The sequence below is a fragment of the Flavobacterium luteum genome, assembly GCF_008806775.1.
GTDB classification, from domain to species: domain Bacteria; phylum Bacteroidota; class Bacteroidia; order Flavobacteriales; family Flavobacteriaceae; genus Flavobacterium; species Flavobacterium luteum.
Map to the genome: position 1 here is coordinate 235,884 of NZ_WAEM01000002.1, position 14,603 is coordinate 250,486.

Here is a 14,603-nt window from a genome sequence, read left to right on the forward strand (position 1 = left end):
AACTTAAAAAGCGACCAAAGAAGCTCATTTAAGTTTTTAGAAAAAAGCATTTTAGAAAAAAAGCTTGTAACGCACAGCTGGATTAAGGCTCGACAAATTTAAGGAAATTTACTGAATTTAACAACTGATAAATTTGAGATTGTTTCGTTGCTCGCAGTAACAAAAAGCCTGAAAATTTACTAGAAATTTTCAGGCTTTTTAGCTTTGTTAAAAATTTATTAGTCTACATTGTCATGAAGAAAAGAATTGTTAGATCGCAATTGCGGATCGTTGTTACTATCAGTTCCTATTGAAGTGCGAGATGCGTTATTAGTTATTTGTGTGTTTGAAAGGTCTATTCCCGATCTTTTGTATGCTGGCTCTCTTTCTAATTCGTCCATACGTGATGGGTTGTTGTGAAACTTATAATTGAAATCTTTTAACTTTCTTCTTCTTTCGTCAGCTCTCAATTTTAAAGTATCTTCGATTGACATATCTATTGGAGAAACCTCTTCGTAAGATGCTGAAAAATTAGAAACTTCTTCCACTTTTTTCATCGTAAAATTTAATTCCTCAGCTATTGGCTCAGAAACATTTTTCTCTACTTGTTTTGAATTGAGCAAATCGTTTTCAACTTCCATATATTCTTCTAACGAATATTTGATGATACCTTTTTCATTCAATTCAGTCATTGGAACCATTTCAACTGCTTGGTTTACTACTATGTTTCTAGTTTCGTTAGTTAATTCGAATAGAATTTTATTTTCATCAATAGCAGCTGTTTCAATTGTTTTTTCTCTAGTTAGTGGCAAGTCGAAAGAGAATGCAGCTTGCTCAGGTTCTTTTACAACAATATGATCTATAACTTTAATTTCCTTTACATCAGGAATTACAGGAGCAGAAACCACAAAATCGATTGGTTTTTCAGGCGAAACGATTTCGAAAGTAACATCTAAATTTTTGATAAATTCAGATATTATAACCAATTCATTTTCGTTAATTAATGGTTCTTGAACGGCTTGAAAATCATCTTCAATCAATTCAAAAACAATTTTTTCTTCTGATTTAGTCTCAACTATTTCCGTATTGAATTGAAAAGACTCAACTGTTTTATTGGTTAAATCACGTTCTAATTTATGCTCACCATCTAAAGAGTGGATAATTTTTTTTGGTTCAGTATTTACTATTTCGTTTTGTTGTTCGATATTGAAACCTGTTGCAATAATAGTAACTGCAATTGATTCTCCAAGAGTTTCGTCCTCTCCAACTCCCATGATAATATTGGCGTTATAACCTGCTTCTGCTTGAATATGATCACTAATTTCTCCTATTTCGTCGATAGTAATTTCATTCGAACCAGAAACGATAAGCAACAATACGTTTTTAGCCCCTGAAATTTTATTATCATCTAAAAGTGGAGAATCTAATGCTGAAATAATAGCTTCTTTTGCGCGATTTTCTCCCAGTGCGGTAGCAGAGCCCATAATTGCAGTACCGCTATTTGACAATACTGTTTTAGCATCTTTTAAATCAATATTTTGCGTGTAATGGTGTGTAATGACTTCCGCAATTCCCCGTGAAGCAGTTGCTAAAACTTCATCTGCTTTAGAAAATCCAGCTTTGAAACCTAAATTTCCGTACACTTCTCTCAATTTGTTGTTGTTGATAACAATTAAAGAGTCTACTTGTTTTCTAAGTTTATCTACACCCAATAGAGCTTGTTCATACCTAACTTTTCCTTCAAACTGAAATGGTTTTGTAACAATACCCACAGTAAGAATTCCTCTTTCTTTGGCCAATTGTGCAATAACTGGAGCAGCTCCAGTTCCCGTTCCTCCACCCATTCCTGCGGTGATAAAAACCATCTTGGTGTTACTGTCTAACATTTTTTCGATTTCCGCAATACTTTCAATAGCAGATTGTTGCCCTACTTCTGGATTTGCTCCTGCGCCAAGACCTTCAGTAAGGTTAAGTCCTAATTGAATTTTATTGGGTACAGCACTATTTTGTAAAGCTTGTGCATCAGTATTACAAACAATAAAATCAACTCCTTTGATTCCTTGTTTGAACATGTGATTAATAGCATTACTTCCGCCTCCACCTACTCCAATCACTTTAATTACATTAGATTGGTTTTTTGGTAAATCAAATGAAATACTTCCAAAATCTGAGTTGCTCGTCATAATATTGGTTTTTATTCTTGTTATTGTTTTGTTTGTTCTGTTTCTGTTTTTGTTTCGAATTAGTTAAAGCTTATTCCGCATTATCTAAAAACTCTTTGATCTTATCTACATATTTATCAAAAAAAGATCGTCTTATTCTTGTTTCTGTTGAACCTCCTTGAGTAGTAGTTTCATTTACAAGGACTTCTTCCTCTGCTACTTCAATTTCTTCTTTAAATTGAGGAACTACAGGTTCGAAATAACGTTCTCTTTGTGGAGATACCTTTTCAGGAACAATAGTTGTTTCGAATTTTATGGCACTTTGTGTCTTATTCTCGATGCTATTCATTACCAATCCAACCGCTGTTGCATATAAAGGACTAGATATTTCTTCGTCTGAATTTCCTGCTAAATGTTCGTTAGGATAACCAATTCTAGTGTCCATTCCAGTTATGTATTCTACCAATTGTTTGATGTGCTTTAGATTTGCACCTCCGCCGGTTAATACAATACCTGCAATTAATTTTCTGCGTGGATCTTCATGACCATACGATTTTATTTCAGCAAATACTTGCTCCACAATTTCTACAACACGAGCGTGTATAATTTTAGAAAGGTTCTTTAAAGAAATTTCTTTGGGCTCTCTGCCTCTTAATCCTGGAATAGAAACAATTTCGTTGTCTTTATTTTCTCCTGGCCAAGCTGATCCAAATTTTACTTTTAATAATTCGGCTTGCTTTTCTATAATCGAACAGCCTTCTTTTATATCATCGGTAATTACATTTCCGCCAAAAGGAATTACTGCGGTGTGGCGAATAATACCATCTTTAAAAATGGCCAAATCAGTTGTTCCACCACCAATATCTATTAATGCAACTCCTGCTTCTTTTTCTTCTTGACTTAAAACGGCATCAGCAGAAGCTAGTGGTTCTAAGGTTAATCCTGATAATTCGATTCCAGAGCTTTGAATGCATCGTCCAACGTTTCTTATGGAAGAAGCTTGTCCTACCACTACGTGAAAACTGCTTTCTAATCTTCCACCATACATCCCTATTGGCTCTTTTATGTCGGATTGACCATCAATTTTAAATTCTTGTGGCAATACATGTATGATTTCTTCACCAGGAAGCATTGCCAATTTATGTACTTGGTTGATTAACATATCGATGTCTTTTCCACCAATTACTTCTTCTGGATTGTCTCTACTGATGTAATCGCTATGCTGAATGCTACGTATGTGTTGCCCTGCAATTCCTACTACTACATCTTTTATTTTATAACCCGAATTGTTCTCGGCTTCTTCAATAGCTTGTTGAATGGATTGGATGGTTTGTGTAATATTATTTACCACCCCTCGAGCCACACCGAGGCTTTTTGATTTTCCTACACCTAAAATCTCTAGTTTTCCGTACTCATTTTTCTTGCCTATCATGGCAACAATTTTTGTTGTACCTATGTCTAAACCTACTGCGATGTTCTCTTTTTCCATACCCTAATTATTTAGTGCACACTACTTGTTGCGTAAACTTCAGATTTATTTTTTTGTATTTGTATAATGAACTGTCTAAAACAGCTTTTTGAAAAAACGCTTTATAATTATCAAATTTTCGTTCTACATGTATCGCTCTTCCAAACTCAATCTCATAATTAAAAATTCTATTCCTCATTTTTATGTTTCCATTCGGAGAAATCTGTATCCCGATGATGTTTTTTTTCAAAAATTCATCATCATAAACCAATCGTAATAATTTGTTTAATTCGAAGCTATTTTCCTTATTAATTTCTCCTGAAATAATAGGAACCCTAGCGGTAAACTCATCTGACAAGGGCATCCTATTTCCTTGATAGTCAATATAAAATGAACCTTTATCGTTAAACACTCTTGCTACAGGTGTTTTTTGTTTTACAACTGCTTTAAGCACGCCATCGATACTCACAAAAACCTCTGATTTTTCGATCATTTTGTTTTTGTTAATGGCTTTTTCCAACTTGTTCAAATCTAATTTATCTTTTTCAATGCTTGAGGCATCTTTTTTATTTTCTATTAACAATTTATTAACCGTTTCTTGTTTAATAAATGGGTTGGAATCGTCTAAGAAAATTACTATGGATTTTGACAATTTTCGATGTTCATTTCGCTTTGAAGTGAATGAAAATAGAAAAATGACCAATGTAAACATTAGTACTAATCGAATAGTTGTCCAATTAAATAGTTTCATTTAAAGCTGCTTTAATAGGTTTTACTAATTCTCCAATATCTCCTGCTCCAATAGTCACAATAATTCGAGCTTCGCTTTTTAAAATAGTTGGTATTAAATCAGTTTTTGAGACTAATTTTTTATTTGGATTTGAAATCTTATCTAATAACCATTTCGAATTTACTCCTTCCACTGGCAATTCTCTGGCGGGATAAACATCTAACAGTAGTACTTCATCAAATGCCGCTAAACTTTTGGCAAAATCATCAATAAAATCTCTTGTTCTGCTAAAAAGGTGCGGCTGAAAAATGGCTAATATTTTTTTATTTGGATATAACTCTCTTACTGCTTGATGCACTGCATTTATTTCTGTTGGATGATGTGCATAGTCATCAATATAAACTAAATCATCTGTTTTGATTTGATAGGAGAATCGTCTCCTAATTCCTTTAAAAGACATCAACGCCTTAGCAATGGCCTCGGTCGGGGAACCATACGTTTTTGCCATTGCTAAAGCCATTAATGCATTTGTCAAATTATGTTTTCCTGGCAATCCAAACTGTAAATCTTTAATGATTTCTGTAGGTGTTTGAACGTCAAAAATATATTGACTTTTTTCTATTCTAACGTTGAATGCTTTATAAACCGCTTCTTCGTTTACTGCAACTGTAACACCATCTAAAAGGAGTCCTTTTGCAACAAATAATTTAGTTTTATCCTCTATTTTATCGGCAAACTCATGAAAAGAGGCTTCAATAGATGCTGCATCGCCATAAATATCTAGGTGATCGGCATCAGTAGACGTCACGCAGGCAATATTAGGATGTAAATGCAAAAACGAACGGTCAAATTCATCCGCTTCGACAACTGTTACCGTTTTTCCGTTTCCGATTAAGTTTGAATTGTAATTTTCTACAATTCCGCCAATAAAAGCCGTTACGTCGGCACCACTTTCGTATAAAATATGTCCTAAAATACTAGATGTTGTTGTTTTACCGTGAGTTCCTGCAACAGCAAAACAAAAAGTGTCTTTGGTTATAATTCCTAAAACTTCGGCTCTTTTTTTAATGTCGTATTCTCTTTCTATAAAATAATTCCACTCCGAATGGGAAGTTGGAACGGCTGGAGTAATAATAACCAATGTATTTTCCTGATAATATTCTTTTGGAATAGCACTTATACTGTCTTCGAAATGAATAGCGATACCAATACTTTCTAATTCTTTGGTTAATTCGGTTTCGGTTTTATCATAGCCTGAAACGTTTTTTCCTATCGATTTAAAATAACGAGCTAAAGCACTCATCCCGATGCCTCCGATTCCTATAAAATAAACGTTATGTATTTGGTTTAGATTCATTTTATCAATTTTATTATCTCGTCAACAATATCTTTTGTCGCATTTGGTTTTGCTATTTTTCTAATATTTCCACTCAATTCCTTTTGCCAATTTTCATTGGAAATTAAACTTTCAAAAGTATTTTCAAACTTTTCATCCAATTCACTTTCTTTTAACAATAACGCTCCTTTTTGGTCTACAACCGATTTTGCATTCTTCGTTTGATGGTCTTCGGCAACATTTGGTGATGGAATAAAAAGCACAGGTTTGCCAACAATGCACAATTCGGAAACCGATGATGCTCCAGATCTAGAAATGATAATATCTGCCGCTGCATACACTAAATCCATTTTATCAATAAATGCTAGTACTTGTACCTTTTCATGGTCATTAAAATGTTTGTATTCTTCAAAATAAAACTTGCCACATTGCCAAATTACTTGACAGTTTTTAGAAGTAAAAAAATCCAATTCTTTTGCAATTAACTGATTGATTCTTCTGGCGCCAAGGCTACCGCCCAATATCAAAATTGTCTTTTTATTGCTATCTAATTTGAAATGCTGAATTGCTTCGTTTTTTTTACTTTCGATATCTATTAAATCCTCACGAACAGGATTTCCAGTTAAAACTATTTTCTCTTTTGGAAAAAAAAGTTCTAAATTTTCGTAAGCTACACAAATGGCGTTGGCTTTTTTGCTCAATAATTTATTGGTAATACCTGGAAACGAATTTTGTTCTTGAATTACTGTTGGAATACCGAAGCTATTGGCAACTTGTAATAATGGTCCGCTAGCAAAACCTCCTGTTCCTATAACGACATCTGGTTTAAATTTTTTTATAATAGTCCTTGACTTTATAAGACTACTCACTAATTTAATTGGAAAAAGAGCGTTGTCTAAAGTCAGTCTTCGTTGTAAACCTGCAATCCAAAGTCCTTCTATTTTATAGCCTGCTTGGGGCACTTTTTGCATTTCCATTTTGTCTTTTGCGCCAACAAATAGAAATTCGGCATCAGGAAAACGCAATTTTAATTCATTAGCAATAGCAATTGCAGGATAAATATGTCCTCCTGTTCCACCACCACTTAATATGAATTTTAATTTCTTCATTCCTTTAGGCCTTTTGTTTTTTATTTAGAACGGCATTCATAGGGTTTTCAGATTCATCTTGAATAGAAAAGGTCTCGTCTTCCATTGCGTTTTCTTTGGCAATTTGCTCGTCAATCATTCGTTTTAAAGTTTCTTCTCGCTTTTCTTTTTCGACTTTTTCTTCCAAAATTTCTTCGTCTTTCTTGGTAACGCTAATTATAATTCCCAGTGCGATACAAGTCATCCAAATAGAACTACCTCCGCTACTAATTAATGGTAGCGTTTGTCCTGTAACAGGTAATAATTCAACAGCAACAGCCATGTTAACCATTGCTTGAAAAATCATTGGGAAACCGAGTCCGACCACTAATAATTTTCCGAAAACCGTATTCGCTTTATGGGCAGCAACTATAAATCTAAAAAACAGCAATAAATACATTCCTAGCACTCCAATTCCTCCAATTAATCCATATTCTTCTACGATTATGGCGTAAATAAAATCAGAAGAAGATTGCGGCAAAAAGTTTTTTTGAATGCTCTTACCAGGTCCAAGACCGTATGCTCCCCCAGAAGCTATGGCAATTTTTGCTTTTTCGATTTGATAATCGTCTTCATCAGGTTTATCACTTGTAAAATTATCAATTCTGGAAATCCAAGTATCCACACGATTCGGAAAAGCATCTGGAAAAGCCTTGGCTACTACAATAAAAAAAGTCAAAGAAACTAATCCTACTCCAACAACAATTCCAATATATTTTAGCGGATATTTACCAACGAAAGTCAACATTAGCACCATACTAAAAATTAACGCAGAAGTAGAAAAGTTAGCTGGTAAAATGAATAGTATTGTTACAAATACGGGCAACCAAAGTTCCCAAATTGATGATTTAAAAGTGATTGGTGTATCCCGCTTTTTAGATAAATACCTTGCAACAAAAATTAATAGTACAATTGCTGCTAAAGTTGATGTTTGAAAAGTAATACCAATAAATGGCACTTGAATCCATCGACTGGCATTGGCGCCAGCAATAACAGTTCCTTTTACCATAGTATAGCCTAATAATATCCAAACTATTGGCAACCCTACTTTTGAAATGGCTCTAAAATAATGATACGGCACTTTATGCACCCAATAAATAATTAAAAACCCAATACAAATATGTGCTAAATGTTTCAACAAATACCCTAAAGTATTTCCTGTTCCGTGACCAATATAAGCCAAATTGCTACTTGCACTAAAAACAGGCATAAACGAAAACAAAGCCAATAAAGCCACGAATGACCATATTACTTTATCTCCTTTTAAACTGTTAATTAGTTCTTTCATCTTTGGGTTTTGGGTTACTTATTTTGGGTTTTGGTTCTATGACCAAACACCTTTTGTCTAGTGTCCTAATTTTACAAATTCCTTACAGCTTCTTTAAATTGTCGTCCTCTGTCTTCGTAGTTTTCGAATAAATCGAAACTAGCACAAGCTGGAGATAATAATACAGCATCGCCTCTTTCAGCAATTCGTTGTGCCATTTTAACAGCGTCGTTCATCGAATCAACTTCAATCATTACATCAACTACATTTCCGAATGCATCAATAATTTTTTTATTATCAACTCCTAAACATATAATAGCTTTGACTTTCTCGTGCACTAAAGCCATCAATTCAGAGTAATCATTTCCTTTATCAACTCCGCCAACAATCCAAACTGTTGGAACATTCATACTATCCAACGCAAAAAATGCAGCGTTTACATTCGTGGCTTTAGAATCATTGATGTATTGCACATTCTGAATTTTTAGCACTTTTTCTAATCGATGCTCAACACCCTGAAAATTAGACAAACTTTCTCGTATTGTTTCTTTTCGAATCTGTAACAATTTAGCGACCGAAGTGGCGGCCATTGCGTTTTTCATGTTGTGTTTTCCTTCAAGAGCAATGTATTCTGTCTCCATTATGAACTCTTCCTCGTTGATGTTTACTTCCATTTTGTTGTTGTTTAAAAAGGCTCCTTTTTCTAATTTTCTATTCACAGAAAAAGGAATTAATTGGGCTTTAGTTGTATTTTTTTTTAACCATTCAGAAATTACTTCATCGTCAGCATCATAAATTAAATAATCATTTTCTGTTTGATTCATTGTTATTCTAAACTTAGAGGCAATGTAATTTTCATATTTATAATCGTATCGATCTAAATGATCCGGACTTATATTTGTTAAAATAGCGATGTCAGGCTTATACTTAAAAACCCCATCTAACTGAAAACTGCTCAATTCTAGCACATAATAATCGAACTGCTCTTGTGCGACTTGCCAAGCAAAACTTTTACCAATATTTCCCGCCAAACCCACATTTAAGCCTGCCGAATTTAAAATATGATACGTAAGCATTGTAGTCGTAGTTTTACCATTGCTACCTGTAATTCCAATTGTTTTAGCCTTGGTAAAAGGTGCTACAAACTCAATCTCAGAAATTACTGGAATTTTCTTTTCCAATATTTTTTTTACAATTGGAGATTTGTCTGGAATTCCAGGACTTTTCATGACGATATCGGCATTTAAAATCTTGTTTTCAGTATGGGTTTCTTCTTCCCAATCGATGCCATGATGCGTAAGAACTTCTTTATAATTGTCTTTTATTTTTCCAAAATCTGAAACAAAAACATCATAGCCTTTTTGCTGTCCTAGAATTGCTGTTCCAACACCACTTTCTCCACCACCAAGGATAACCAATCGTTGCATTCTATCTTAATTTTAAAGTAACTATGGATAAAATAGCCAGAATAATTCCAACAATCCAGAAACGTGTTACTATTTTACTTTCATGATATCCTTTTACTTGATAGTGGTGATGCAAAGGCGACATTAGAAAAATTCTTCTTCCTTCACCAAAACGTTTTCTGGTATATTTAAAATAACTCACTTGTAGAACAACTGATAAATTTTCGACCAAGAATATGCCACACAATAATGGGATTAACAATTCTTTTCGAACAGAGATTGCTAAAACAGCAATTATTCCGCCAATAGTTAAACTGCCTGTGTCACCCATAAATACTGATGCTGGATAGGAATTATACCAAAGAAACCCGATTAATGCTCCAGCAAATGCTGCTATAAAAACCGTCATTTCTCCAGAATTCGGTATGTACATGATATTGAGGTAACTCGAGAAAATAATATTTCCGGAAACGAATGTGAAAATACCTAATGCAACGACCGAAATAGCTGATGTACCCGCGGCAAGACCATCTATTCCATCAGTCAAATTGGCTCCGTTTGAAACCGCTGTGATGATAAAAATAACTATTGGAATAAAAACCAACCAAGCCCAATTTTCATAGCCTTCACCCGTCCAAGCTACTAATTCGGCATAATCAAATTCGTTGTTTTTGAAAAAAGGAATTGTCGTTGCTGTTGACTTTTCTTCAATTGGCGATTGCGAAATCACATTCTCGGTTTGATTGATTGCTATTGTTTTAAGCTTCTCTTTTCTAATTGTAACGCCAGGATGCAAATACAATACAGAACCAACGATTAACCCTAATCCTACTTGCCCAATAACTTTAAAAATACCTTTTAACCCTTGCTTGTCTTTTTTGAAGATCTTGATATAATCGTCTATAAACCCAATAGTTCCCATCCATAATGTGGTAACAATCAAAAGAATAATGTAAATATTGTCTAATTTTGTTAATAACAACACAGGAATTAAAGTAGCGATAATAATGATTAATCCACCCATTGTTGGCGTACCTGCTTTTTGAGTCTGCCCTTGTAATCCTAATTCTCGAACTGTTTCGCCAACTTGTTGATTCCTAAGAAAATTGATGATTTTTTTTCCAAAAACAGTAGAAATCAAGAGGGACAAAATCACTGCTAATGCCGAACGAAAAGTAATGTACTGAAAGACTCCTGCTCCAGGAACATTAAGTGTTTTGTATAGGTATTCAAATAAATAATACAGCATATATTTTAGTTTATTTGGTTGGTTTGATTACTCTTTTAACTTCATTTCAGAATAGCGAAATTGCTACCTTATTTTTGCAAATTGTTTAACAATTCCTTTACTATCTCCATATCGTCAAAATGATGGCGAACTCCTTGAATTTCTTGATAATTTTCATGCCCTTTTCCCGCAATTAATATAATATCATTGGGCTGAGCCAACTGACAAGCCGCTTTAATTGCTTGTTTTCTATCAATTATAGAAATCGTTTTTTTATAATTTTGAGGCTCTACACCTTTCTCCATTTCTTGAATTATGGCTTCCGGATTTTCGGTTCTCGGATTATCCGAAGTAATAATTACTTTATCACTTAAATTGGAAGCAATGTTTGCCATTATTGGTCGCTTGGTCTTGTCTCTATCACCACCACAACCAACAACGGTAATCAATTGCTCGTTTTTAGTTCGAATGTCATTAATCGTTTTTAAAACATTTTCTAAGGCATCTGGTGTATGCGCATAATCGACAATTACTGTAATGTTTTGATTAGAAACTATAAACTGAAAACGCCCAGAAACACTTTCCAATTCAGATAGCAACCGCAATACTTCAAAATGATCTAGTCCTAATTCTATAGCAGTTCCGTAAATGGCTAATAAATTATAGGCATTAAAAGTTCCTATTAATCGAACCCAAACTTCATTATCATTGATTTTTAAAAGCAAACCCGACAATTGATTTTCTAAAATTTGTGCTCTATAATTAGCATACGTTTTTAAAGCATAAGTTACTTTTCTGGCATTGGTATTTTGTAACATTACCAACCCATTTTTATCATCGATGTTGGATAGTGCAAATGCGGATTTCGATAAATTATCGAAAAATGATTTTTTTACATCTCTATAATCTGCAAAAGTCGGGTGGTAATCTAAATGATCGTGAGACAAATTAGTAAAAACACCGCCTTCAAAATGTAATGCTTCAGTTCTTTTTTGGTGCACACCATGTGAGCTCACTTCCATAAAACAATATTCCACACCCGCACCATTCATTTGTTTTAAATACTTATTAATAGTAATAGAATCTGGTGTGGTATGGGTAGCTTTATATTCAATATCATCAACAATAATTTTTACGGTAGAAAGCAATCCAACTTTGAAACCTGCTTTCTTGAACAGTTGAAACAACAAAGAAGCAACTGTTGTTTTACCATTAGTGCCCGTAATTCCAATTAATTTTAAGTTTTGAGAAGGATTTCCATAATAATTAGCAGCTATAAATGCAAGTGCTTTATTGGTATCTCTTACTTGAATATAAGTAATTCCCTCTTTACAATTTTCTGGAAACGTATCGCAAACTATAGCAATGGCACCTAAACTAATGGCTTTTTCTATATACTCGTGACCGTCAGAAACCGTTCCTCTAATGGCTATAAAAACATCGTTTTGAACTATTTTTCTAGAATCGAAATCAATGTTATGAATAGCAATATCTGTTGAACCTTTTACGGCTTCAATTGCTACTTTGTATAATATGTCTTTAAGAAAAATCACGATAATTCTAATGTTATAAATGTGTTTTTATTAAAATTTTGTCCAGGCTGAATGGATTGTGTTTTTACTTTTCCAACTCCAGTTATCTTTACTTTAAGACCTAAATTCCCCAACAAAGACAAGGCATCCATACCAGACATTCCTTTTAAGTTTGGAATGACTTTTGCTTTTTGCTTCGAAATTTTCGCATAATAGTTCGTATAATCTTTGTCTTGTTTTACGTTCTTTTTATTCAAATTTTTTATCTCATTTGTAGATGGCGCATCGGTAAAAATCTTTTGAGCTATTCTTTTAAAAACGGGACCAGCAACATCAGCTCCGTAATAATTATTATTTGAAGTATTAGGTTCGTGAACGACAACTATGCAAGAATACTTAGGTGTATCGGCAGGAAAATAACCTACAAATGAAGAAATATAATGTTTTTCGACTCCTCCGTTTTTAGCATAATTAGCTTGGGCAGTCCCTGTTTTTCCTGCCATAGAAAATTCTTTAGAATACAGTTTTGAGCCAGTGCCTCGCTTTACTACATTTTTTAAAACTTCTTTTAATTTTAAAATCGTTTCTGATGAGCATACTTTTGGATTAATAATTTCTGTATCGTATTTCTTAATGGTTTTATTCCATTCTTTAATTTCTGAAACAAATTGCGGTTTTACCATGACACCATTATTGGCAACAGCATTATAATAAGTCAAGGTTTGTAATGGCGTAATTAAAACCCCATAACCGAAAGCCATCCACGGAAGTGAAATATTTGACCAGTTTTTATCACTTGACTGAGGAATATAGGGCTTTCCTTCTCCTTTTATAGGTAATCCTAAAGGTTTATTTAAACCGTAACCGTTTAGATGATTTACAAATTGAGACGGATTGTCCTTATAGGCATTATATACCGATTGAACCAACACTGTATTTGAAGAAAGCTCAAAGCCTCTTGCTAATGAAATTTTACCGTAACCGCCATCATGAGAATCCCGAACTTTTTTTCCTGAATAGATAATTGTTCCACCTTTACTATCATATACTGTGCTTGTATCCGCTTTTTTATCTTCTAAAAGTGTCATCAAATCGGCTAACTTATAGGTCGATCCTGGCTCATGCGCTTCGGCTATAGCATAATTTGTAGTTTCAAAGTAGGAGCCATCAGTATCTTTTCCTAAATTTGAAATGGCTTTTATATAACCTGTTTTTGTTTCCATTACCACAACACAACCATGATTGGCGTCAAATATTTCTAATTGTTTTAACAAAGCATGGTGCGCAATATCTTGAATGTACACGTCGATAGTAGAAATAACATCATATCCGTCTTGAGGGTCTACTTCATTTACATCACGAATGGGCTTCCATTGTCCTTTAGCAATTTTTTGTTTTAAAATTTTCCCGTCTTTTCCGTTTAAGTATTTTCTAAAAGCCCATTCAATGCCTTTTCCATCTTTAGATCCTGAAGGCGTAACCCTTTCGTAGCCTATGGTTCTTTCAGCAATTTTCCCAATTGGATGTTCCCGAATTGTTTTTTGCTCAGTAATGATTCCGCCTTTATTTGCTCCTAAATTAAATAACGGAAAACTTTTTATTTTCATGTACTGCGTGAAACTTAAGTCACGAGCCACTAAAAAATACCTGTTTTCGGTTGCTCTAGCTTGTCGTAATTCTGACTCAAATTTCCCACTAGGTTTACCTAATAATACAGAAAGTGAATCGGCTAATGCTTGAACATTTTTGGTAAAAACTTCTTCTTTTGGAGCAACAGCATCAAAACGAATAATATAGTTTGGAATTGAAGTCGCTAATAAACTTCCATCTGCTGAATAGATGTTTCCTTTATTAGAAGGAATTATAAAATTTTTAACCGTTCTTTCTTTGGCTAATTTCCTGTAATAATCCCCTTCAACCCACTGAATATTAGTCAATTTTATAGTAATGGCAACCGCCATCAAGAAGATGACAAATGCCACGAGATAAATTCGATAGGATATCTGTTTGTCGTCTACTGCCATAATTTTTTGAAGAAACTTTTTTCCTCTATTTTTCTTACTATTATTTTTGTCGGCGGAACCTCTGAAGGGAAAATTTGTTTGGCTTCCATTTTTTGAGAAACTGTTGATTCCATTTTTAACTTCATTAGCTCTGAACGCCTGTCAACAAACTCTGAGCGCAATTCTTTTACTTCGTTTGTTAAAGCTACAATCTCGAATACCTTTTGTTCGTATCGTTGCGTGTTTGCTATCATTAGTAATATCAAAACAATTACAAAAACAATAAAACGCCAGTTTTTTGCAGCATTTGCCTCTTCACTTATAAGAAATCTGGCTTTTAATATGCCGTATACTCCTTTTTTCAT

General features: G+C 33.8%; 11 protein-coding genes. All 11 read right to left on the bottom strand.

What is annotated here, in order from left to right; all coding sequences use genetic code 11:
- Positions 1-218: 218 nt before the first annotated feature.
- The 11 genes from ftsZ to F6464_RS04910 all read right to left on the bottom strand — a co-directional run bounded on the left by ftsZ (position 219) and on the right by F6464_RS04910 (position 14,603).
- Entirely contained in the window at positions 219-2,162 is a 1,944-nt protein-coding gene (gene ftsZ / locus F6464_RS04860; protein WP_151106681.1) for a cell division protein FtsZ, read from the bottom strand.
- A gap of 70 nt (positions 2,163-2,232) precedes the next feature.
- Entirely contained in the window at positions 2,233-3,630 is a 1,398-nt protein-coding gene (gene ftsA, locus F6464_RS04865) for a cell division protein FtsA (RefSeq protein ID WP_151106682.1), read from the bottom strand.
- 7 nt (positions 3,631-3,637) lie between these two features.
- A complete protein-coding gene (locus F6464_RS04870) occupies positions 3,638-4,360 on the bottom strand; it encodes a cell division protein FtsQ/DivIB (RefSeq protein ID WP_151106683.1) in 723 nt (240 codons plus the stop codon).
- Positions 4,347-5,696: a UDP-N-acetylmuramate--L-alanine ligase gene (gene murC / locus F6464_RS04875; protein ID WP_151106684.1), complete on the bottom strand. Its 1,350-nt coding sequence runs from the start codon at positions 5,694-5,696 to the stop codon at positions 4,347-4,349. The genes F6464_RS04870 and murC overlap by 14 nt, the downstream gene beginning before the upstream one ends.
- The gene (gene murG, locus F6464_RS04880; RefSeq protein WP_151106685.1) at positions 5,693-6,784 is read right to left on the bottom strand and encodes an undecaprenyldiphospho-muramoylpentapeptide beta-N-acetylglucosaminyltransferase; all 1,092 of its coding nucleotides are present in this window, start codon (positions 6,782-6,784) and stop codon (positions 5,693-5,695) included. Before murG ends, murC begins: the two co-directional genes overlap by 4 nt.
- Positions 6,785-6,788: 4 nt before the next feature.
- A complete protein-coding gene (locus F6464_RS04885; protein ID WP_151106686.1) occupies positions 6,789-8,090 on the bottom strand; it encodes an FtsW/RodA/SpoVE family cell cycle protein in 1,302 nt (433 codons plus the stop codon).
- 71 nt (positions 8,091-8,161) lie between these two features.
- Positions 8,162-9,496 carry a UDP-N-acetylmuramoyl-L-alanine--D-glutamate ligase gene (murD, locus tag F6464_RS04890; protein ID WP_151106687.1) on the bottom strand — a complete coding sequence of 445 codons (1,335 nt, stop codon included), beginning with the start codon at positions 9,494-9,496 and terminating at the stop codon, positions 8,162-8,164.
- Position 9,497: 1 nt separating this feature from the next.
- Positions 9,498-10,724: a phospho-N-acetylmuramoyl-pentapeptide-transferase gene (mraY, locus tag F6464_RS04895; RefSeq protein WP_151106688.1), complete on the bottom strand. Its 1,227-nt coding sequence runs from the start codon at positions 10,722-10,724 to the stop codon at positions 9,498-9,500.
- A 68-nt stretch (positions 10,725-10,792) separates the two neighbouring features.
- Positions 10,793-12,256 (bottom strand): UDP-N-acetylmuramoyl-L-alanyl-D-glutamate--2,6-diaminopimelate ligase, encoded by a 1,464-nt coding sequence (locus F6464_RS04900; RefSeq protein ID WP_191963324.1) that lies wholly within the window; start codon positions 12,254-12,256, stop codon positions 10,793-10,795.
- Positions 12,253-14,259, bottom strand: coding sequence for a penicillin-binding protein (locus F6464_RS04905; protein WP_151106689.1), 2,007 nt, complete (start codon positions 14,257-14,259; stop codon positions 12,253-12,255). The genes F6464_RS04900 and F6464_RS04905 overlap by 4 nt, the downstream gene beginning before the upstream one ends.
- Positions 14,250-14,603 (bottom strand): FtsL-like putative cell division protein, encoded by a 354-nt coding sequence (locus F6464_RS04910; RefSeq protein ID WP_151106690.1) that lies wholly within the window; start codon positions 14,601-14,603, stop codon positions 14,250-14,252. The genes F6464_RS04905 and F6464_RS04910 overlap by 10 nt, the downstream gene beginning before the upstream one ends.